The following is a 22,818-nucleotide window of genomic DNA, read 5'->3' as shown; positions in this document are numbered from 1 at the left end:
TAGACTAAGCGTAAACAGGAAAGCGTGCGCACAACGCAACAACTTTCTCTTTCACCGCAGCTAGGCTCGCTTCATTGTTAATATCATCTAACACATCACAAATCAGGTTAGAAAGCTCTACCATTTCCGCTTCTTTCATGCCACGACGAGTAACCGCTGGTGTGCCCAAGCGAAGTCCTGAGGTTACAAACGGAGAACGAGGATCATTTGGTACAGAGTTTTTGTTTACTGTAATAAACGCTTTACTTAATGCAGCGTCAGCTTCTTTGCCAGTAATATCTTTATTGATTAAATCAACTAAGAACAAGTGGTTTTGAGTGCCACCTGAAACAATGTTGTAACCGCGCTCTTGCATTACTGAACACATTTTTTGTGCATTTAATAAAACTTGAGCTTGGTATTCCTTAAATTCAGGTTGTAGTGCCTCTTTAAAGGCTACTGCTTTAGCCGCAATAACGTGACACAAAGGTCCACCTTGTCCACCTGGGAAAACCGCACTATTTAATTTTTTATACAGATCTTCATCGTTCGCACCCGAGATGATTAAACCTCCACGCGGGCCCGCTAAGGTCTTATGAGTAGTTGTAGAAACAACATGTGCATGAGGGACCGGATTCGGATAAACACCAGCAGCCACTAAGCCAGCTACATGTGCCATGTCGACGAATAAATATGCACCTACTTTATCAGCAATCTCACGAAAACGTGCCCAATCTACGATGCCTGAGTAAGCTGAAAATCCTGCGATGATCATTTTTGGCTGGTGTTCATCGGCAAGTTGCTCAACTTGTTTGTAATCTATTTCGCCAGTTTCTTCATCAAGACCGTATGGAATCGCGTTATACGTTTTACCAGAAAAGTTAACATGTGAACCGTGTGTTAAATGGCCACCATGCGCGAGACTCATACCTAAATAAGTATCGCCCGGATTTAATAAAGCTTGAAAAACCGCCGAGTTTGCTTGAGAGCCTGAGTGCGGTTGAACATTTGCATAGGTAGAACCAAAAAGCTGGTTAGCTCTGTCAATTGCTAGTTGTTCAGTTACATCAACATACTCACAACCACCATAATAGCGCTTACCAGGGTAACCTTCGGCGTATTTGTTTGTTAATTGAGAGCCTTGAGCCTGCATAACGCGTGGACTTGTGTAGTTTTCAGAAGCAATCAACTCAATATGATGTTCTTGACGTTGAGTTTCTTGTTGCATTGATTCCCATAGTTCTGGGTCGAAATCTGCGATGTTCATATCACGAGTTAACATTATTACACCTCGGTACTGGTTATATAACAAACAAATGAGGCGCTTATAATACGCACTTCTTTATCAAAAGCCTATATGTTAACAATGAGATTTTTTAACTTAAATCGATTACTTTTATGAACTTGTTATTTAAAACGCAGGACTATGCTAACTCAGTAGCGTTTTCATTTCGTTAACGAGCGTTTGCAGTCGGCCTTGAAGTGTCATCAAAACATTGTTGTTTTCATCATGAGACAGTAACGTTTGCTCCATCAGTTTTGTAAAATATTCTTCCTGTTCGATGGTCAAATCGAGCTTATGAAAACTCAAGCCAATCTGCATTATGATATCGTCCATTAACTGCTGCTTATCTTGCCTTACTTGCTCAACATCTGTGTTTATTTGACTTATTACTAACGATAATTCCTTGTTCAACGACTTCAGTTCCTGCTCTCTTAAAAAGCCGATAAACCTAGCCTCAACAGCCTCGATGACAACAGTAATGATATCAATAAAAATACCATATGCTTCTTCGTCAGACTTAGGCGGATCTAAAACTAATATAGAGCAATGGGTATCTGAGACCATTAGGCGATTACCTAAGTTCTTAATTCGTTGTTTATTGTGAGTAAGCTCGAATACCTCTTTCACAATAGGTGAACACACGGTTGAGGTTTGATCAAAACAGCTCGTATTTTTGTCATTTACTAAATAAATCGCGGCATGCAAACCTTGCGATGCAAGGAAACTAAATACCGTTTGGGCAATTTCATTCTCAGAGTTGGCGTGATTAAGTTGTTTTACCATCTGTAATGACGAGCCATAGCTAGAAGCTTGCGACATGGTCGTCGTAACTAGGCTGGTTAACTCTTGACTCTGAGATTGCAGACTTTCAATCATGACGTCATATTTTAGTAACGCCTCAACTTTTGTTAACACTTGCAATGGCGAGAAAGGTTTTGCAATAAAGTCATCCGCGCCATTTTCAAAACAACTGATAATATTTTCTTGATCTTGATCGCCTGATATAAAAATGACTAATGGAGGTTTTTCAGCTTCATTATTTTTTAATGTCTTACACACTTCTTTACCGTTGATGTCGCCGAGATTGACATCTAATAGCACTAAATCAAACTTGTGAATTGCACATTCAGACAAGGCACCAGCACCCGAAAATGCCGAATGAACGTCAAACTTTTGAGAAAGTGAGTTAACCAATAATAGGTTAATTCCTTGATCATCATCCGCAACCAGTATCTTTTTCTTGTCTGCCATTTTTAAAGGAGCTCCATCAAGTTAGACCAGATATAAAAAGCCTAATTCATAAACTCAGATTGCGCAAAAAATCGTCTTGAATTTATCTGGTTAGCATTAAAATAGGTACATTTTGTTCGCGCTCGTTAATGTCACTTCCGTTAACCCCAAAAGTAATTTGCTATAACCGTTAGCTATGTCCTAAAATATCTCACCAATTAGTTCAAAAAAGAAAGAAATCAAATGGCTTTACCTGATAAATTCATTTTCTCAATGAACCGCGTAAGTAAAGTGGTTCCACCAAAAAGAACAATATTAAAAGACATCTCATTAAGCTTTTTTCCAGGCGCAAAAATTGGCGTTCTAGGTTTAAATGGTGCAGGTAAGTCTACCCTGCTAAGAATAATGGCAGGACTCGATACTGAAATTGAAGGTGAAGCTAGACCTATGCCTGGCATCAATATCGGTTACCTTCCTCAAGAGCCGGTTTTAGACGAATCTAAAACAGTACGAGAAATAGTTGAAGAAGCTGTTGCTGACGTGAAGAATGCGTTGACGCGTCTTGATGAAGTATATGCAGAGTACGCCCAAGAAGATGCAGACTTTGACGCATTAGCAAAAGAACAAGGTGAACTAGAAGCCGTTATTCAAGCTAAAGACGGTCACAACTTAGAGCACCAACTTGAAGTCGCAGCTGACGCTCTTAGATTACCGCCTTGGGACGCTACAATTGAACACCTTTCAGGCGGTGAACGTCGCCGAGTTGCTATCTGTCGACTCTTGCTAGATAAGCCTGACATGTTACTTTTAGATGAGCCAACTAACCACTTAGATGCAGAGTCGGTTGCATGGTTAGAGCGCTTTTTACATGAATACGAAGGGACGGTTGTTGCTATTACGCACGATAGATATTTCCTTGATAACGTAGCCGGCTGGATATTAGAACTAGACCGTGGTGAAGGCATTCCTTGGGAAGGCAATTATTCAAGCTGGCTTGAGCAAAAGGATCAGCGTTTAGCGCAAGAGCAACGCACTGAAAAGTCACGTCAAAAGTCGATACAGCAAGAGTTGGAATGGGTTCGCTCTAATCCTAAAGCCCGCCAATCTAAATCAAAAGCTCGTTTAGCTCGTTTTGAAGAAATGCAACAAAACGATTATCAAAAACGAAATGAAACCAATGAGCTATATATTCCGCCGGGTCCTAGATTAGGCGACAAAGTTATTGAAGTTGAGCATCTTCGTAAGAGTTTTTCAGATCGAGTTCTCATCGATGATTTAAGCTTCACAATTCCAAAAGGTGGTATTGTTGGTATTATCGGTCCTAACGGTGCAGGTAAGTCCACTTTGTTTAAGCTATTAAGTGGTGCTGAACAAGCTGACTCAGGAAACATTGTGGTTGGTGAAACTGTCAAACTATCGTCTGTTGACCAGTTCCGTGACAACATGGATGATTCTAAGACGGTTTATGAAGAGATATCAGAAGGAAGCGATATCATTCAAGTTGGCAACTTCGAAGTGCCTTCACGTGCTTATGTTAGTCGTTTTAACTTTAAAGGTTCTGACCAACAAAAACGTATTGGCGATTTATCTGGTGGTGAGCGAAACAGAGTTCACTTAGCCAAACTTGTTAAAGCGGGTGGTAATGTTTTACTTCTCGATGAGCCAACCAATGACCTTGATGTCGAAACGCTACGAGCACTAGAAAACGCAATATTGGAGTTTCCTGGCAGCGCAATGGTGATATCTCATGACCGTTGGTTCCTAGACCGTATCGCTACGCATATTCTGGATTACCGCGATGAAGGCCATATTGAGTTTTTTGAGGGTAACTACACTGAGTATGAAGAGTGGCTGAAAAAAACCTATGGTGCAGCCGCCGCTGAGCCACATAGAATTAAGTACAAAAGATTAAAGTAACTATCTAATATTTATGAGAAACGTCACCTTGGTGTGACGTTTTTTTTGTATTTTTTTTACCCTCGTTACTTTTTAATCATCCACTTACATGCTATTACTATTACAATAGAAATGCGAAAGGATGGTCAATGGAAAACAAACGACATTATACTCGTGTCCTCTTCTCGACACCTGCAGTACTTAAGGTCGATCACAAAGTATTTGATACCAGTATTATCGACTTGTCTTTAAAAGGCGCGTTAATTTCGACTCCTGACTCTTTAGGGGATAACCGCGGCAAAGAGGCAACATTATCGTTTTTGCTAGAAGGGTCTGAAATACATATTGATATGGAAGGTTTTATTGCTCATTGCGAACCACAAAGCGTTGGCTTATCGTGGACAAAAATTGATATAGAAAGTATGACTCACCTACGTAGATTACTCGAATTAAATGTAGGTGACTCAGACTTGTTAGAGCGTCAATTAGAGCACCTCACCGACGCTGACTAATGACACTCGGTTTATTATCACAGATGTTCGAGCGCTTCACTTAGGCGTGAGATCCCAATAACCTTCATTCCCTGAATCGGCTCTTTTGGCATATTAGCTTTAGGGACGATTGCTTTTTTAAAGCCATGCTTCGCGGCTTCTTTTAGCCTTTCTTGGCCGCTTGGTACAGGACGTATCTCTCCCGCTAAACCAACTTCACCAAATACCACTAAATCCCGTTCTAATGGTTGGTCTCGAAAACTTGATACCATCGCCAGAAGTAAGGCTAAATCTGCCCCAGTCTCAGTAACTTTTACGCCACCAACCACATTAACAAAAACATCCTGATCACCTAGCATTAAGCCACCATGACGGTGTAACACGGCTAGCAACATGGCAAGACGATTCTGCTCTAGACCAACGGCAATTCTTCGCGGGTTACCTAGTTGAGAGCTATCAACCAAAGCCTGGATCTCCACCAGTAAGGGTCTAGTGCCTTCCCAAAGAACCATTACCGAACTGCCTGAGGAGTCACCATCCGCTCTATTGAGAAATATCGCAGATGGATTACTCACTTCTTTAAGGCCTTTATCCGTCATGGCAAAAACACCAAGCTCATTAACCGCCCCAAAACGGTTTTTATGGCCTCGCATCGTTCGATACCGACCATCTGCATCACCGTCGACCATAACGCTTGCGTCAATACAATGCTCTAATACTTTAGGCCCGGCTAAAGTGCCATCTTTTGTTACGTGACCAACCATAAAAACAGCAATGTTATTTTGTTTGGCAAATCGAGTTAAAAACGCGGCCCCTTCTCGTACTTGAGACACGCTACCAGGCGCCGAGCTGATATCTTGAACATGCATCACTTGAATGGAGTCTACCACGATAATTTGCGGTTTAAGGTTTTCTGCATGAGTACAAATAGACTCAACACTCGTTTCTGCCAGTACATTTAATTTATCTGTTGGTAAACCTAAACGGTGGGCTCGCATTGCAACCTGTTGTAAGCTTTCTTCACCAGTCACGTAAAGCGCAGACATTTGCTCAGACAAATGACACATAGTTTGCAATAACAAGGTACTTTTACCAGCCCCGGGGCTACCACCAATTAATATTGCAGAGCCGGGTACTACACCGCCACCAAGCACACGATCAAACTCTTTGTAACCAGTACTGAACCGAGGCAATTCTTGAAGGTTAATCTTATCTAATGTCTGGACTTTTGTTTCAACTTTACCTGCATAACCCTCATATCTTGAAGCACTTTTTGTTGACTTAGGAGCCAACTTTATTTCAGATATAGTATTCCATTCCCGGCACTCACCACATTGCCCTTGCCAACGAGCAAACTCGGCACCACAATCGCTACAAACATATGCTGTTTTACTTTTCGCCATGTCACCTTCCTACTATAATTGCGTGGCACGTAAGTTGCTTATTACTGTTAAAAATGACAAATTATAGTCTAGCTGTCTAGTGCTGATAAGTACTAATTCAATAAAAAGGAATAAAGCCCGTCAATGACCTCTGAACTTCAAGAATTCAATGACTTAATTGAAGATCTAAAATCAGTTATCAACCAACCTAACTTTGACAAAGAGTTTAAGTCAAAGACTATTGACGTTCCTAAAGCAAAACAATTTCTTATTAAAATGGAATTAAAACGCTTGGCTCAGCCTACAAGTCGATTAATTGATTTACGTGGGCATGTCGTTGGTGAACCAAGCAAGTTTGAGTATCAAGACAAGACTCACTACCTTGATGAGGTCGCGAAGCAAATTTTTGAGCAACAAGTTGAAAAATTCGGTCAATACACCGTAGGCTGTTATGAAGCTGTTATGAATGCGGAAAATAACCACAGGGTACTCCATAAAAAAGAACAAACAGAACGTATCGAACAAGTTAATGGAACCCCTAAATCAGGCTCTTCATCAGCTACAATCACCAAATCACCTAAGTCACCTATCGAGTACATTGGTAAAACACTCGAATTTACAAACTATGGAATTCGTGCCGAAGAACGCATGAACTTTAGTATTTCAGTGGAGCTTCAATTTGGGCTTGGTGATACTTTAAAGGCGCAAAGTAGCGACTTATCAGTTGGTGGTATAAAAATAAAAATTCCAAAAATAAAGGAAACTTCTGTCGGGCAGAAAATTGCCATTTATTTGACGGGCTTAGAAGAAGAGTTTGAGTTAGGCTTAAAAGACGGCATTCAATACGAAATTGTTGGTATCGACGCAATCAATGAGACTTACAAATACATTCGTTTAAAACGAACTTTTACTGAAGATATTGATGCCTTTGATGAGTTCTTAGGTAACTTCATTAATGGTAACAAACGCAGATATAAAGTTAACTTTGATAACACCCTTGAAGCTGCAACGACAAAAGGCTTTGAGCAATATTATTTGCCTCGTGTGACATCTCTGCCTCTGTACCTTAGGCATGTACAAGAGCGATATATCCCGACCTTAGCGCTCGCGACCGAAAATAATAAACATGTGCTAGGTTATTTTAGCGACGAGAATAAAAACTTGGTATTCCAACAGATTCTTTCTCAAAAGCGCATTATGCGCTTGATTACTCAAGACGTAGATATAAAACAAACTGTTTTATTTTGCTTCACACATGCTAAAGCTGGCCGACTTTATTTTTACTCTGCAACTCTTGAAGAGTTAAACGCTGATGAAACGTTAAAACAACAGTTTATAGGTTTTGGTAGCCGAAAAGAAAGCTGGCAGGTATTTAAAGTTCAACTTACAAAAACGGACATAAACGACGCACATCTTCCACTCTCTATTCCCGATACAGCTAGTAGTGAGATTAAAAAGTTAAATCGCCCTCCTCCGCCGCGAGTTCAAGGGTTATTAAAGGATGTATCGTACATAACTACGCTCACGTCATTAACAAATAGTGACGATACCCAAAATTACCAAGAAAATTTTCAATACGAACAGTCGAAATTACATCTACTAAAAGCATTTAGTCATCCGAAATTGCAAAAGTACGTCAATGTAGAAGTTGATACTATCGATTATGTTAACTTGCGCTCAGAAGAAAGATATCTATATAAAACGCAGATTCAAATTGAGATTTCCGAACAGGATGAGCAATTTGCATCCGGTACTAGTCGCGACATATCCAGTTATGGTCTGCAAGTTGTTGTAGACGAACCGACAGCCTTTAATAAGGGTGATATCTTGCTGTTGTCGTTACCGGACTTGCAGCGAGTTACAAGCAAATACAAGTTAACCAAATTACCATATGAAGTGATGGCAATTTCGCGAGACAAGCTTGTTATGAATTTGCGAATATTTGACCCTCGTGGCGGGCATCAAGGTCGACAGTTTTTTTATAAGCTTATTCGTCAAAATGTCAGCAAACTAACTCCAGCGCAGATAGAAAGTAAGTACCCTGGTTTATCTAAAGCACTTCGGAATATTTTTGCAAAAACCACCAGAAACATGGCGCTGTACTTTAGTAAAGAAAACAAAAAATTAACTATTAGCATGGTTGGCAAAAGCCCTAACCAAAACTTACTTCATCATTTAATGAAGCAGTTTCCTGTAAAAAAAGGGGCGATCAATTTATATCCGCTCGTAAAAGATAATACAGTACAAAATGTAGTTACTCCTATTCTTAATGCGCTAGAGCGCACAGATAAGCCAAAAACATTAGACTTCTATATTCGCTACCGTCCAAATCAAGCAACAGTAGAACGTAGTTTTGTTTGTTATTTTGGAGACCAATTTTTAGCCCAAGATATGTTAGAAAGTTTTGTTATGGCTGCCGTCAGAAAAGATGTTTTTTTAGCGTTTAGAATATATGTGTCTAAAACAGGTCGTCCAGATATGGACTATGTTGCTAATGAAATCAAATATATAAATTATTATGCCATGCACAAGGCGAAAGAAATTGAAGGCAAACTTTGGGATGTAGTGGGGATAGCTGACGTGATTGATATTTCTGACGAGGTTATGATGAGAAACGGTATTGACTCCGACATCATAACTAAACAGCAGGCCATAAAAAATGACCTGCTAAATAATTGGAAAGTTTAATCTAACACTACAGCGAAAGTTGCAATCCAACATAAGCTTGTCGACCGGCGACGTTATAACCGACCGCCGTAGGTTGTGCTTTATCAAATACATCTTTTAACGACATATTTAGTTTTAACTGCGTGTTTAATTGATAACCGATGTTAAAGTTTATAACCGTATGACTATCAAGTTTGGTTACACCACCATCCCACGCTAGTTGTTGTCGCTCACCAATATGCCTAAGCTCGATTGAACCCGATATATCATCAGATTCACCAAAGCTTGCTATGTAACCGGCTTTGCGTTTTGCTCGTAATGCCAATTGCTGATTATTAGATTCGTCTATAGCATCTGTCCAACTCACAGAAAGGTTGTGTTCCAATCCCCAAGCCGACATATTTAAACCTAACTCAATACCAGTAATTGATGCATTTGCCACATTTTCAGGCTGATATACAAAATTACTATCCGGCATCCATTGAATTAAATTACTAATATCGTTTACAAAATAACTAATATTGAGTTCTGCATTTGTGAAGCTTTGGACATAGCGAAGTTCAATATTGTCGGAACGCTCTGATACCAGATCCTCATTGCCTTTAGAATAAGCATCTGCTGGCCAATATAAATCATTAAATGTTGGAACTTTAAAGCCAGTGCCATGTAACACTGATACTTTGACCGAAGGTGTCCACTGATAGCCAACTGCAACGTTATGAGTAGTTTCTGCGTCAACCTGTTCAATATAATCGTAGCGAGCAGAGGTTTCTAAAAACCAGTTACTCTCTGTATATAATAACTGTGCAAACAACGCTGATAAGTCTCGCTCATCTATCAATAGTGATAAATCTCCGCCTATTGATTCAGTTTGCAAATCGGTACCTATAGTAAAAGAAGCGTGTTCTGATAATGACGTCGTATTTGATGCGCTAAGTTGCCTTCTTTGGGAAATAACTCGCTCACCACTTCTAATGGCACTACCTTGAACAAATGTTCTGGAGTCATCTTTTTGATCTGACACACTAAACTGACTAAAGTTATCCTCCCATTTATAGGTGCCACCCAACTGAATTAACCTATTTGAGTGTTCTGACGCGTTGGAACCACCAAGCCATTGTGAGTCGTATTCATTATCACCTTGATCAATATTTACTAACCAATTTAGTGTCAACATTGGATCAATATTTTGATAACCATTTACAGCGAAAGAACGATACGAATATCCGTCATTGTCAGGCTCAACATTTGTTAATACATCAAAGCCATCGCTTTCCTGGTGATCGATTAAAAACGACGTTTGGCCATCACCGTGTTTTAACGATCCTTCAAATGCTAAAGACTTAAATTTGTCTGTTCCAAAGGTCAGAGAAAGCTCTGGCGTTGATGTTTGCTTGGTAAAAATTTGAATAACTCCGCCAATGGCTTCCGAACCCCAAAGCGAAGCACGTGCACCTTTGACAATTTCTATTCGTTGAATATTACTTACTGATAGCTTTTGAATATCTGTTAACCCTAATGTTGCCGAACTTACTCGCACACCATCAATTAAGACTAGCGTATGACCGGCATTGCCTCCCCTTAAGAAAAGAGATGCATTTTGACCTCTACCTCCGGTTGAAGAGACATCAATTGCTGCATAGCTGAGAAGTAAATCTGAAATTGAGATTGGATTGAGTTGTTCAATATCATCTTGGGTTATAACAATTTGTGATGACAACGATGTTTTTAATGGCACAGTCGTTCTATTCGCTGTTGTTGTAATCACTTCTAAATCGTTATTGGCAAGTGTAAAAGATGAGTAGATGGTAGCCGCCAGCGCGACCGAAATAGTTGTTTTTTTCATTAACCTCTTCCTTAGGTGCCCTCCGCACCTAGTTTTGATCGTAAGATCACAAATAAAGAGTTTGCATTAGTTCCGGACTGGCGATTTACGCATACCGTTGCGGGGGCAGTGTTGGCTTTCCAACTTCCTAATTGCAAACTCTAGTTTCAGGTTGGCTTATACAGTAAATATAACTGGTTTAATAGCAATAAGGTAATAACTAAGGATTTTGCGTCAAACGCGTTTCATCAATATCTTTGCAAAGCTCAGCTAAAGCGTTCACCCACCTCGGCGTCCACCGCAATAAAACATCACTGTCTGGGGATATGATCGAATTAAACTTTACCGCGTTTAGGTGTTTAAAAGAGCGCCAGTCTTTTATCGCTGCGGGCTGAGTTTTGGAAACGGGTTGAATAATAATATCGACCGGCTTAGAAATCACCATTTCTAAGGAAACTTGCGGATAGGTATTGTTTTTGGCAAGCCTCGAATCAAAGACATTTTTCACTCCGCAAAGCTCAATAGCCTGGTCAATTATCGTTCCTTTCGTTGCTGTAGTTAGTGGTTCCGGCCAAATTTCTATAAAACCATTCAATTGACGTTTGGATGAATAATCCCGTTCTACTTTCTTATATTTGATCATTAGTTCGCGTGTCATGACCAACGCTTCTTGTGTTTTACCAAGTCTTGTCGCCAGTCGCGTGATTTCAGAAATCATAGTCTTAAAGTCAGTCGCGTTAAATGTCAGTACTTCAAAACCTAATGACTGTAATTTCTCTATCCCTTTGCTAGGCGTTCCTCCTTGCCATACAATTATTAAATCCGGGTTCAGTTTAACGATTGCTTCGGCATTCACCGTTAAATAATTTGAAACTGTCGGTCGTGTTTTTGCTACTTCAGGAAAGTCTGAATGTTCACTAACACCAACTAATTGGTCGCCAGCTCCTAACGCAAAAACGATTTCAACTAGATTCGGCGCTAACGCAATTATTTTATTTGGTGCTGTATCGATCTTTTCTGACTTTTGACTAGCCAATGCACTGATAGTGAAAAATACGAGAACTATTGAAATGATTATTTTTGCTTTTTTTTGTTGCATTATTCCACCTCAAACTCTAGCTTTTTTCTTCAATATTAATAAGAAAAACAAACTACCACATGCTGAAGTTATAACGCCTAGCGGGATCTCTTGATTTTCAATACTCGTTCTTGCAATCACATCAACCCATAACAACAACAACCCACCAGTGATTAGTACAGCTGGAATTAGGGTGCTCATTCTTGTAAAACCAAACCATCTCACGATATGCGGTATCATTAGTCCCACAAACCCGATACCACCACAAAAGGCGACGATGACGGCTGTCATCGCGGCAGAAAAAAGTAATAAAATAATGCGAATCGCGTCTACATTTACACCAATGCTTTTTGCCTGTTCATCTCCTAATAATAAAGCATCGATACTACTTCTCATTAACCATAAGATAACGCTCGATAATGTGACGACAGTAGCAACTAGGTAAACTGAATTAAAACTAGCAAAAGACACACTACCCATTAACCAAAATATAATTCGATTTGCGGCGAGTGGCTCTGAAACATAGAGTAAAAACTGTGAAAGCGCGGCCATCATGAATGAAACCGCAACGCCCGTTAAAACAATTATCTCCGGTCTTTTAAAGGCTTTATTAATAACAACCGACATTACCAATAAGACCGAAATCAATGCTCCTGCAAAAGCAAAAAACGTCATTCCAACTGAGCCAAGCTCAATTCCTAACAAGTTGTAAACAATAGCGCCTAAACCAGCACCAGAAACAATACCAAATAGATAAGGGTCAGCGAGTGCATTATTTGTGGCATTTTGTAACATTGCACCTGATAACGCGAGGCCTGCTCCCGCAAACAAAGCTAATAGCACCCTTGGCAATCTTAACTCTTGCACAATCATAGTATTAATTGACGAATCACAGTCTTGAAACAAACACGAGATTACTTGATCTACAGGCACCTCTACGGCACCAAAACTTAATGCAAACATAACGCTAAATAATAAAATGGCAATGGCAATAAAGCTCTTTAAAAAAAGGCTCGTCGAGTTCTTTTCTGATGCCTGCAAAGTACCGCTTTTTTTACTATTCATGACGACCCTTTTCATCGACTGCTTTTACCGCTTTTAGCTTTTCGACATTGCTCCCATGATTTGGTAAGCAAAAATACAAATGCGGAGCGCCTGACTCACTGGAGCGGATTTCTGTTTCAACTTGGTAAGTTTTTGATATTAGGGCTTTTGTTAAAACTTCTTTTGGAGTGCCAAATTTCACTACTTCGCCTTTGTCTAGGAGCACAAGATAATCACAGTAATAGCTAGCCATATTTAAGTCATGAATAGTAAGCACCACAGAGCCATCAAATTCTTGCAGCTTTTGCATTAACTCCAGCTGATATCGAATATCCAAATGGTTTGTTGGCTCATCCAGCAACAATGTTGTCGCTTCTTGCACCATTGCCCGTGCTAAATAAGCACGCTGTTGTTCGCCACCAGATAATGTATTGAAGGCTTGTTTAGCCTTGCCGAGCAAGTTCATTTTTTTTAATGCGTCAAAGACTAATGAGTGCTCTCGCTTATTAGAAAAAGAAAATAATTTTTGGTATGGCAAGCGACCGGCTAATACAACATCAAATAAACTGATATCAAATGCAAAGTCTGGATGTTGCGCAGTATAGGCAATATGTTTGGCACGTTCTTTTAAGCTAAAAGATTGAATGAGTGAATTGTTAAAACGTACAGAGCCGCTACTTGTAGCTATTTGGCCATGCATTGCTTTTAACAAGCTGGTTTTACCGGCTCCATTTGGCCCTATGATGCCAATAATCTTATTACGAGGAATAGTTAACGTAACCTTGTCGAGAATTGTTTTTGTGGATATGTTCCAACAGAGGTTAGTAATTTGAAATAAGGGAGTCGTAGGCACAGTCTCTATCTAACATGAACAGTTATCATTAGATAGTGATAGTAACCTACGACCTTAGGTCTACGCCAATTTAATTAACGCGCATATTGCCTTTAATGATGTCTAATCACAAAATTATCGTCAACAACATCAACTGTTACTTTATCTTTAGGTTTTATTTCACCTGACAATAAAGCTTGAGCTAACGTATTTTCAACATGTTGTTGAATAGCTCTCTTAAGTGGCCTTGCGCCAAAGACAGGATCAAAACCAGCCCTTCCTAATAGAGTCAATGCTGCTGCTGAAACCTCTAATTCAACATCTTGTTCAGTTAATCGTTTACGTAAACCAATTAACTGTATCTCTGCAATTTGCTTAATTTCATCATTATTTAACGGATGAAACACTACAGTATCGTCAATTCGGTTTATAAATTCAGGTCTAAAATGTTGCCCAACCACTTCCATTACTAACGATTTCATCGTGTCATAACTTTGGTCAACATCTGCCGCATAACTTGACTGAATTACATCAGACCCTAAATTAGATGTCATAATAATAACGGTATTACGAAAATCTACCGTACGTCCTTGACCATCCGTTAAACGACCTTCGTCCAGAACTTGTAATAAGATATTGAAGACATCTGGGTGTGCCTTTTCTACTTCATCTAACAATATCACCGAGTATGGCTTGCGGCGAACGGCTTCCGTTAAATATCCCCCCTCTTCATAACCTACATAACCTGGAGGTGCACCAATAAGACGTGCAACCGAGTGTTTTTCCATAAACTCAGACATGTCAATTCGGACCATGTTTTCTTCTGAGTCAAATAGGAAGTGCGCCAACGCTTTTGTTAACTCGGTTTTACCCACACCGGTAGGCCCTAAGAATAAAAACGAACCATTTGGTCGGTTAGGATCGGCTAACCCGGCTCTAGAGCGACGAATTGCATTGGCAACAGCCTCAACAGCCTCTGATTGTCCAACAACTCTAGTATGTAGCTGTTTTTCCATTTGCAGTAACTTATCACGCTCCGACTCCAGCATTTTATTTACTGGGATACCGGTCCAGCGTGACAGTACCTCGGCAATTTCAGACTCTGTGACTTTATTGCGAAGTAATGTCATATCGCCCATTTCCGCTTGAGAAGCCAAATCGAGTTGCTTCTCTAACTCAGGAATGCGGCCATACTGTAACTCAGACATTCGCTGCAAGTCGCTGGCACGGCTTGCTACTTCTAAGTCTAAACGAGCTTGCTCAAGCTGCTCTTTTATATTTTGGGTGCCCGACAGTGCTGCTTTTTCTGAATACCAAATTTCTTCTAACTCTTGATACTTTTTCTCTAAATCATTAATTTGATCTCGGATTAGCATTAGTCGGTTTTTGCTTGCCTCGTCAGTTTCTTTTAACAGCGCATTATCCTCTAATTTTAATTGGATAATTTTGCGCTCAAGTTGCTCGAGCTCTTCAGGCTTAGAGTCTATTTGCATACGAATACTAGAGGCAGCTTCATCAATCAAATCAATTGCTTTATCTGGTAATTGACGGTCACTGATATACCTATTCGATAAGCTAGCCGCCGCAACAATCGCCGGATCAGTAATATCAACAGAATGGTGAATTTCGTATCGCTCTTTTAACCCACGTAAAATCGCAATGGTGTCTTCAACATTTGGTTCATCTACTTGTACTTTTTGGAATCGACGCTCAAGGGCCGCATCTTTTTCAATATACTTACGATATTCGTCTAAGGTTGTAGCTCCAACACAATGCAACTCACCACGAGCCAACGCAGGTTTTAACATGTTACCGGCATCCATCGCACCATCTGACTTACCAGCGCCCACCATAGTGTGGATTTCATCAATGAATAGAATGACTCGCCCTTCTTCTTTACCAAGCTCATTCAGTACAGATTTAAGTCGTTCTTCGAATTCTCCTCGATATTTAGCACCAGCTACTAAAGAACCAAAATCTAATGAGAGTACGCGCTTATTTTTAAGCCCCTCTGGTACTTCGCCGTTAATGATTCGTTGCGCTAAACCTTCGACAATTGCTGTTTTACCGACACCAGGCTCACCAATTAACACTGGATTGTTTTTGGTCCGTCTTTGCAATACTTGAATGGTACGTCGAATCTCTTGATCTCGACCGATAACAGGATCTAATTTACCTTGCTCTGCTCGCTCTGTGAGATCTACCGTGTATTTTTCTAATGCTTGGCGGGTATCTTCGGCATTCTGATCTTCTACTTTTTGGCCGCCACGTACGGAGTCTATGGCTTTTTCAACTTTATCTTTTGTTAAACCTATTAGTTTAAAGATTTGATTAATGCTGCCATTTTCATCAAATAGCGCCAGTAAAAACACCTCACTACTAATAAATTTATCTTTACGTTTTTGGGTGATCTTATCGGAAACATTGAGCACAGCAGCCGTAGCTCTAGATAGCTGAACGTCGCCTGCAATTCCAGTTACAGTTGGAACCTTCTCAAGTTCTCGGGAGAGTTTTGTTCTTAGCTCTGATACGTTAACATTCGCGTGATTAAGAATTGCGATAACCGAGCTGTTTTCTTGATTAATTAGCGAGTGCAATATATGAATTGGCTCTATATATTGGTGGTCCCTTCCTACCGCTAACGACTGCGCATCAGCGATGGCTTGCTGAAATTTATTTGTTAATCTATCTAAACGCATCGTCTACCTCGACTTTAATATTTGCTTATATACAAAATTAGGCCGACAGGTGACTTTTTCAATGTTTAATTTTCGAACTTTGCGTAATTTTTGATTTAAATCACAGTTTTATTACTTAATGTTAAGACGAGAGCCAAGCAAATGTCGCCATACGACCCGTTTGGCCATCACGACGATAAGAGTAAAAAAGTTTTGGGTCTGAATAAGTGCATAAGTTAGATTGAACAACGTAGCTAATACCTTCGGCTTTAAGCGCTAATTCTACAAGGCCGGGTAAATCAGCCAGATATTTTTGGTTCCCATTCGGTATAAAATACGACTCTGATGATACGAACTTTTGTTGAAAAATATCTTTAACTTCTTTTCCGACCTCAAAGGCACTTGCACCTATTGCGGGTCCAATCCAAGCTGTGTATTCAGATATATCACTATCCGTTTGATTAATTAGCATTGCAACACTATTTGCCACAATTCCATTTGCTAATCCACGCCATCCAGCATGAATCGTTACAACAAAACGAGCATGGATGTCAGTAATAACAATAGGTACACAGTCGGCTGTCATAACAGCACAAACTAACTGTTTTTGTTTAGTAAAGCTGGCGTCAAATTCATCGGCTTGGGTAAGAGTTCGAGGTAACTCAACTATTTTGTTGGTATGCGTTTGATTAAGCCAGATTGGCGCAGATGGTAAATTTAGATACTTTGATATTATCGCGCGATTTTGATTAACTAAATTGATAGCGTCGCCTACATGCGAAGCCAAGTTTAACCCTTTATAATCGTCCATACTAACGCCACCAATACGAGTAGTGGTGCCAGCATGAACTTTATTTTTAGCTTGAGTTGTCAGGCCTTTAAAAGACGCCGAAATCCATGTCATCTTGGTTCTCTGCAACATCTAACTTTAATGCATTTAGTAGGTTTACAAAATCATCTGGTAAAGGAGAATGAAACTCTAGTGGCTCTCCAGTTATTGGATGATAGAATTTTAGCATTGCAGCATGTAATGCTTGTCGTCTAAAACCACGCAGTGTTTGCAACAGTTCATCCGAAGCGCCTTTAGGGGTTTGCACTCTGCCACCATATTGACTATCACCGACTAATGGATGACGTAAATGAGACATGTGCACTCGGATTTGATGCGTGCGTCCGGTTTCCAGTCTCAAACGAATGTGGGTGTGCGCTCTAAACTTATTTATCACTCGATAGTGGGTAACCGCTTCTTTACCCATTTGATTAACTGCCATGTTAGTTCGCTTTGTTGGGTGACGACCGATTGGCTTATCTACCGTCCCTCCGGCTGTTAAACGACCTAAACATACCGCTTCATATTCTCGAGTGATCAAACGCTCTTGCATATCAGCAACCAACTGAGTTTGAGCTGGCACTGTTTTAGCAACAACCATTAAGCCCGTTGTATCTTTATCTAGCCGATGCACGATACCTGCACGAGGTACTAGATCTATTGCGGGGAAATGATGAAGTAACGCATTCAACATTGTTCCAGATTGATTTCCCGCTCCTGGGTGTACGACCAAGTTGGCCGGTTTATTAATGATCATCAAATAATCATCTTCATAGATAATATCTAATTCAATATTTTCTGCTTCATGATGAACTTCTACTTCTAGTTCAGCAAAAATGGTAACGACTTCATTACCGAGCATTTTTTCACGAGCTTTAGTGACAACTTTGCCATTTACCAATACTTTTTCGGCTAAAATCCAATCTTTTAGACGACTTCTTGAATATTCCGGGAACAAATCGGCGATTACCTGATCTAATCGTTTACCAAAATGCTGTTCATTTGCTTCTGCTTGTAGTTCAATAAGTTCTTTATTCATGATCTTTAATGTGAATTAAGTGAATTTGCCAGTGCATGCAGCATCTGACTGAGATAGAATGATGTAGATGTATTCATTCTACTCGAATTTTTACTTAACGAGAAAAGAAAACTTTCCAGGTTGAAAATAATGTTGAATTTTAAGTTTGTTCGTCACTTTAGTTTGTTAATAGTATTAAGCGGTGTGTTATCAGCCTGTACTTCATCTCCAGATGAATTAGAGCGTATCTCCGACCGTTCACCTCAAGCCAGATATCAAGATGCAAAAGATTTTATAAATAGTGAGTTATATAATCGTGCTATTACAATTTTAAATGATTTAGAAAGTCGTTACCCATATGGCCCATTATCTCGACAAGTTCAGATTGACCTTATGTTTGCCTATTACAAGGCCGGAAGATTTGAAGAAGCATTGCCAGCAATTGAACGTTTCCTAAAATTAAACCCTAATCATCCACAAAGTGATTTTGTCGTTTATTTACGTGGTTTAGTCAATCAAGAAAAAGGGATCAACGGATTCCAAGAGTTTTTTGGATTATCTAATGCTGATAAAGATATGGAGTCGTCTCGCGCTGCTTTTTCAGATTTCAAAAAGCTAATTAATAAATACCCAAACAGTATGTATGTTGAAGATGCCAAAAAACGTATGGTAGCAGTGTTAAATCGATTAGCTGAACATGAAATTTTAGTAGCCCAATATTACATGCGCCGTTCGTCATATATTGCGGCAGTAAACCGCTGTAAATACGTAGTCGAGTACTATAAAGATAGTTCGTCTGTAGTACCTGCATTAACTATTATGGTTGACGCTTATGACAAACTTGGATTAGACCAGATGAAGGCAGATGCACAGAAAGTATTGGATGCTAATTCATCTAATTAAGTTTTGATTTTTTGAACAAAAGGAGCCTAAGGCTCCTTTTTTTATTTGGGCTTTCCTGCGTATAGCTCTTGAAGTAGTGTCATCATTTTTACTACATCATCACTGTCTAGTGAGTAGTATACAGTTTGAGAAGATTTTCTTGTTTTAACAAAGTTGTGCTCACGCAACAAAGCTAAATGCTGAGATAGTGCCGATTGAGCTAACTGAACCCTAGCTGCCAATTCATTCACCGAAAGCTCACCTTCCAGCAAATTACACAAGATAAACAAGCGATTTTCATTGGACATGATTTTTAATAGTGCAAGGGCCTTTGGAGCACATTGACGCATTTGCTGAATGTTCATTAAAAAAATATTCTCAACTCTTAATTATCTTGTTTGGTAACGGTTTTTATTACTGAACTAATTTTTCGTGGCGAAAAGGGTTTGACTATAAATCCAGACGCACCAAGTTCGATAGACTTTTTAACATTATCAACCGTGCCATGTGCAGTCACCATAATGACGTGCACGTTGCTCTTCATCTCTTTCATCTCTTTTAAAATTAGCTGCCCGTCCATGTCGGGTAGCTCGATATCCAAAAAAACAACATCTGGTAAGTTCTCGGTAAAACGAGCCAAGGCCTCTTCACCTGTACTCGCCTGCAATATTTCCATAGCGCCAAGTTGACTTAAAGTTTGCTGTAAAAACGCTCTTACCGAGCTTACATCATCTACAACTAGAAAAGATGTAGTGCTAAATTCTGACATTTAAACAGTGCCTCATTTGAGTTCTTTAGTTCGTCTTTAATTTGTCATTGAATCCATTTATCGGATCTAAGTATCCTATCAAAGTTTCATGTCTAATCATTTAATTTTATTAGATTTTGATTAAATAATTAAGTTGTCGCGATAAACTGGGATTACAGTAAAGCACGTGTTTTGTTACTTGTACCTGTACAGTCTACTTGTGATAATCACTTATTTCACAGATAGTTGAGTATAGACGGAGTCTGCTAAACCAACAATTTTTCTAATTCAATATATAAAACTTTTATAAAACAAATCACGTATTAGACTATAGACTGCAATAACCATGGAGTTTCCAATGAGTGAATTTAACGAATTCATCAAAGAAATGGGTAATGTAAAACCTATAAAGCAAGATCCAACAAGCACTGTTAAGCCTGCAAATCAGCTCACTCCTGAAACCATAGCGGCAAGACGTCAAAGTGCTGAAAATAAGAGTAGTATTGATGGTAATCCGTTAGCAACAGAAAATGTCGAGTTACTGCAACCCGAAGATATATTGAGCTATAAAAAAGATGGCGTGCAACAAGGAGTCTACAGAAACTTACGACTTGGCAAATACGACATCAATTCAGTATTAAATTTACATGGTGTTTCAGTTAAAAACGCGAGACAAAATCTGTATTTCTTTATTACTGATGCAAACAAAAACAATATGCGTTGTGTACTTATTCAGCACGGTAAAGGTCTGCAGAGTCAACCCCACCAAGCCCTTCTGAAAAGTTACATTAATAAATGGTTACGTCAACTGCCGGCCGTTCTCGCCTTCCATTCAGCTCAAACTTTCCACGGAGGAAGCGGCTCTACTTATGTGTTATTGAAGAAAAGTGATGAAGCTAGGCTAGATAATAAGGAGCGGCATCAGAAAAGAGGCGCAAATTTTTAGCGCCTCCGATACATTTTATATTGCTTAGCTACAGTTACTTTTTAAAAAAGCTTGAGATAATACTTTTACACTCTTCACTACCAAGTAGTTGCTCAAAGTATTTTAATTCGTGAGTAATCACTTGGTTAATATTTTCTTTTTGAGAGTCAACAATTAAACCTTTTGACGCTCTAACCGACATGGCTGGTAAATTAGCAATTTGATGAGCAACCTCATCTACAGTGCTAAATAAGTCTTCGACTTTTACCACTTTATTTATAAGCCCAACTTGTTGTGCTTCGTTTGCATCAAATTTATTACCCAATACTAGTAATTCAAATGCTTTTACACGACCGGATAGCATAGGCAATATTGCACTAGATCCTGCTTCAGGACATAAACCTAGTTTTGAAAATGGCAATTGAAATACCGCGTTATCGGCTGCGTAAACTAAATCACAATGCATTAATAACGTAGTACCTATTCCTATGGCTGGGCCTGCGACACTGGCAATTAGAGGTTTAGTTAGTGTGACTAACGTACGAAGAAACACCACCGTAGGGTGAGCTTCAGTTAACGCGCCACCAGTCAAAAAGTCGTTTAAGTCGTTACCCGCAGTGAAACAAGTGGTATCACCCTGAATAACTGCAACTTTAAGCTCATTGTTTTTTTCTAGTTCCAACAAAGCTGCTGTTAAGTCTTTATACATTTCTAACGACAGTGCATTTTTTTGCGCTAAGCGATCAATGGTAATAGTTAAAACACCATCAGATGATGAGGTACTGATAAATGACATAGCAAATCCTTATGGGGATAGGTGATATTAATTTTAGCTTTGAATTTTAAGTGTTTAAAGCCCGAAAAATCGAGCTCTAAAAAAGAATAGGTATACTAGTGAAAAACGCAAAGATTACCAACAACCTTCACGTTTTTCAGAAATTTGCAATGACACAATTAAAGCTGTGTTGCGAAGGTTACCACGGCAAGTATAGCAACCACTACACACACGTGACCTAGGCCAAAACCTTTATTGTAAGACGATGGTAACATCTGTCAGACCTTTATTATTTTTGTTAGTTGAAACTGAACAATTGGCGTTTTATTCACCAACCTAACAAGCATACTAAATAATAAAAATTAGCTTTTCAACAGCAAATTACATAATTCTTTCAAAAAACCAAAAAAGCCCAACCAATGCGATTATTATAGACATTGGTACTTGAATAAACGCTCGGTATGATGGCTTTTTAGACCAGTAATAAAACAGAGCCGTTGCGCCAAGCAAAACCGTTAATTGACCTAATTCGACACCAATATTAAATGCAAACAACGCTGACAAAAATGCGTCTTGAGGTAGACCAAACTCACTCAACACAGACGCAAACCCTAACCCATGTAATAAGCCAAAGAATACAATCAACCAAATTCTCATTGAGCTAGTATTTTCATTTCGTATATTATCTATCGCCATCCACGCGATACTCAACGCAATTAGTGGCTCTACTATGTCTCCACTTAAAGATATCAAACCTAAACTAGACATAACTAAAGTAACTGAGTGAGCCAGTGTAAATGCCGTAATTTGCCAAAACAGCTTTTTAAAAACTACTGTTGAAAAGAAAAGTGCCAATACAAAAAGAATATGGTCTAGCCCCATAGGTAAAATATGTACAAAGCCACTTTTTAGATATTTTTGTATACGTTCTTTATTGGTTAAGCCATCATCTAATGCACGACTTTTATCGTTTAGACTTTCCATTGCTTTTAACATTTCAGGCGATGGCTTTGGCAATGTTTTTTTGTCTGGTTCAGCCTGTGTACTTAACGCATCTTGACTAGCCACATAATTGTTCTCAGGCACATTCAATGCTTGTGAGGCCTGCGCTAGGTTAAAAAATGACAGACATACAAAAAATAATAAACTTTGTAATTTAATTATTAATTTAAAATATGACTTATTCTCTGCGCTTTTTGACAACATTATCTTTTCCATGAATATAAAAACGAACGCTATTTTAACCTGTCCTAA

At 39.2% G+C, this 22,818-nt stretch carries 19 protein-coding genes and 1 riboswitch; of the genes, 5 read left to right on the top strand and 14 right to left on the bottom strand.

The features are described 5' to 3' along the window. Window positions 1–4: 4 nt before the first annotated feature. Both glyA and J9318_RS06140 read right to left on the bottom strand, forming a co-directional pair. Window positions 5–1,261: a serine hydroxymethyltransferase gene (glyA, locus tag J9318_RS06145; RefSeq protein ID WP_210562174.1), complete on the bottom strand. Its 1,257-nt coding sequence runs from the start codon at window positions 1,259–1,261 to the stop codon at window positions 5–7. A gap of 147 nt (window positions 1,262–1,408) precedes the next feature. Then, complete coding sequence (locus J9318_RS06140) at window positions 1,409–2,515, bottom strand: response regulator transcription factor (protein WP_210562173.1); 1,107 nt, start codon at window positions 2,513–2,515, stop codon at window positions 1,409–1,411. Between the two features lie 222 nt (window positions 2,516–2,737). Here J9318_RS06140 and ettA point away from each other — a divergent pair, with 222 nt between their 5' ends. Both ettA and J9318_RS06130 read left to right on the top strand, forming a co-directional pair. Beyond that, window positions 2,738–4,411: an energy-dependent translational throttle protein EttA gene (ettA, locus tag J9318_RS06135; RefSeq protein ID WP_210562172.1), complete on the top strand. Its 1,674-nt coding sequence runs from the start codon at window positions 2,738–2,740 to the stop codon at window positions 4,409–4,411. Between the two features lie 128 nt (window positions 4,412–4,539). Next, the gene (locus J9318_RS06130; RefSeq protein WP_210562171.1) at window positions 4,540–4,902 is read left to right on the top strand and encodes a PilZ domain-containing protein; all 363 of its coding nucleotides are present in this window, start codon (window positions 4,540–4,542) and stop codon (window positions 4,900–4,902) included. A 17-nt stretch (window positions 4,903–4,919) separates the two neighbouring features. Here J9318_RS06130 and radA read toward each other — a convergent pair whose 3' ends face one another. Further along, window positions 4,920–6,284, bottom strand: coding sequence for a DNA repair protein RadA (gene radA, locus J9318_RS06125; RefSeq protein ID WP_210562170.1), 1,365 nt, complete (start codon window positions 6,282–6,284; stop codon window positions 4,920–4,922). Between the two features lie 123 nt (window positions 6,285–6,407). Between radA and J9318_RS06120 the strand changes: the two genes are divergently transcribed. Continuing rightward, window positions 6,408–8,951: a PilZ domain-containing protein gene (locus J9318_RS06120; protein ID WP_210562169.1), complete on the top strand. Its 2,544-nt coding sequence runs from the start codon at window positions 6,408–6,410 to the stop codon at window positions 8,949–8,951. A 7-nt stretch (window positions 8,952–8,958) separates the two neighbouring features. On the opposite strand, the gene J9318_RS06115 is transcribed toward J9318_RS06120, so the two are convergent. The 7 genes from J9318_RS06115 to rluD all read right to left on the bottom strand — a co-directional run bounded on the left by J9318_RS06115 (window position 8,959) and on the right by rluD (window position 18,255). After that, window positions 8,959–10,776, bottom strand: coding sequence for a TonB-dependent receptor plug domain-containing protein (locus J9318_RS06115; RefSeq protein WP_210562168.1), 1,818 nt, complete (start codon window positions 10,774–10,776; stop codon window positions 8,959–8,961). Window positions 10,777–10,823: 47 nt separating this feature from the next. Beyond that, window positions 10,824–10,964: riboswitch (cobalamin riboswitch) on the bottom strand. Between the two features lie 11 nt (window positions 10,965–10,975). Continuing rightward, window positions 10,976–11,854 (bottom strand): helical backbone metal receptor, encoded by an 879-nt coding sequence (locus J9318_RS06110; protein WP_210562167.1) that lies wholly within the window; start codon window positions 11,852–11,854, stop codon window positions 10,976–10,978. A gap of 9 nt (window positions 11,855–11,863) precedes the next feature. After that, the gene (locus tag J9318_RS06105; RefSeq protein WP_210562166.1) at window positions 11,864–12,898 is read right to left on the bottom strand and encodes a FecCD family ABC transporter permease; all 1,035 of its coding nucleotides are present in this window, start codon (window positions 12,896–12,898) and stop codon (window positions 11,864–11,866) included. Further along, complete coding sequence (locus tag J9318_RS06100) at window positions 12,891–13,730, bottom strand: ABC transporter ATP-binding protein (protein ID WP_210562165.1); 840 nt, start codon at window positions 13,728–13,730, stop codon at window positions 12,891–12,893. Before J9318_RS06100 ends, J9318_RS06105 begins: the two co-directional genes overlap by 8 nt. A 92-nt stretch (window positions 13,731–13,822) precedes the next feature. Next, complete coding sequence (gene clpB, locus J9318_RS06095; RefSeq protein WP_210562164.1) at window positions 13,823–16,408, bottom strand: ATP-dependent chaperone ClpB; 2,586 nt, start codon at window positions 16,406–16,408, stop codon at window positions 13,823–13,825. Window positions 16,409–16,529: 121 nt separating this feature from the next. Beyond that, window positions 16,530–17,291, bottom strand: a complete 762-nt coding sequence (gene pgeF, locus J9318_RS06090) for a peptidoglycan editing factor PgeF (protein ID WP_210562163.1) — start codon at window positions 17,289–17,291, stop codon at window positions 16,530–16,532. Next, window positions 17,266–18,255 (bottom strand): 23S rRNA pseudouridine(1911/1915/1917) synthase RluD, encoded by a 990-nt coding sequence (gene rluD, locus J9318_RS06085; RefSeq protein ID WP_210562162.1) that lies wholly within the window; start codon window positions 18,253–18,255, stop codon window positions 17,266–17,268. The genes pgeF and rluD overlap by 26 nt, the downstream gene beginning before the upstream one ends. A gap of 129 nt (window positions 18,256–18,384) precedes the next feature. On the opposite strand from rluD, the gene J9318_RS06080 reads away from it, so the two are divergent. Further along, window positions 18,385–19,137 (top strand): outer membrane protein assembly factor BamD, encoded by a 753-nt coding sequence (locus J9318_RS06080; RefSeq protein ID WP_210562161.1) that lies wholly within the window; start codon window positions 18,385–18,387, stop codon window positions 19,135–19,137. 41 nt (window positions 19,138–19,178) lie between these two features. Here J9318_RS06080 and J9318_RS06075 read toward each other — a convergent pair whose 3' ends face one another. Continuing rightward, window positions 19,179–19,481 (bottom strand): ArsR/SmtB family transcription factor, encoded by a 303-nt coding sequence (locus J9318_RS06075; protein ID WP_210562160.1) that lies wholly within the window; start codon window positions 19,479–19,481, stop codon window positions 19,179–19,181. A 20-nt stretch (window positions 19,482–19,501) separates the two neighbouring features. Further along, entirely contained in the window at window positions 19,502–19,885 is a 384-nt protein-coding gene (locus J9318_RS06070; RefSeq protein ID WP_210562159.1) for a response regulator, read from the bottom strand. A gap of 337 nt (window positions 19,886–20,222) precedes the next feature. Between J9318_RS06070 and smrA the strand changes: the two genes are divergently transcribed. Next, on the top strand, window positions 20,223–20,810 hold the full coding sequence (gene smrA, locus J9318_RS06065; protein WP_210562158.1) for a DNA endonuclease SmrA: 588 nt from the start codon (window positions 20,223–20,225) through the stop codon (window positions 20,808–20,810). A 34-nt stretch (window positions 20,811–20,844) separates the two neighbouring features. On the opposite strand, the gene J9318_RS06060 is transcribed toward smrA, so the two are convergent. Further along, entirely contained in the window at window positions 20,845–21,585 is a 741-nt protein-coding gene (locus J9318_RS06060; protein ID WP_210562157.1) for an enoyl-CoA hydratase-related protein, read from the bottom strand. Between the two features lie 360 nt (window positions 21,586–21,945). Next, window positions 21,946–22,770 carry a HupE/UreJ family protein gene (locus J9318_RS06055; RefSeq protein ID WP_210562156.1) on the bottom strand — a complete coding sequence of 275 codons (825 nt, stop codon included), beginning with the start codon at window positions 22,768–22,770 and terminating at the stop codon, window positions 21,946–21,948. Window positions 22,771–22,818 lie beyond the last annotated feature (48 nt).

This window comes from Psychrosphaera aestuarii (assembly GCF_017948405.1).
In the GTDB taxonomy this organism is placed as follows: domain Bacteria; phylum Pseudomonadota; class Gammaproteobacteria; order Enterobacterales; family Alteromonadaceae; genus Psychrosphaera; species Psychrosphaera aestuarii.
Note: the sequence above shows the minus strand (reverse complement) of the source record. Positions and strands in the feature narration are given on the sequence as shown.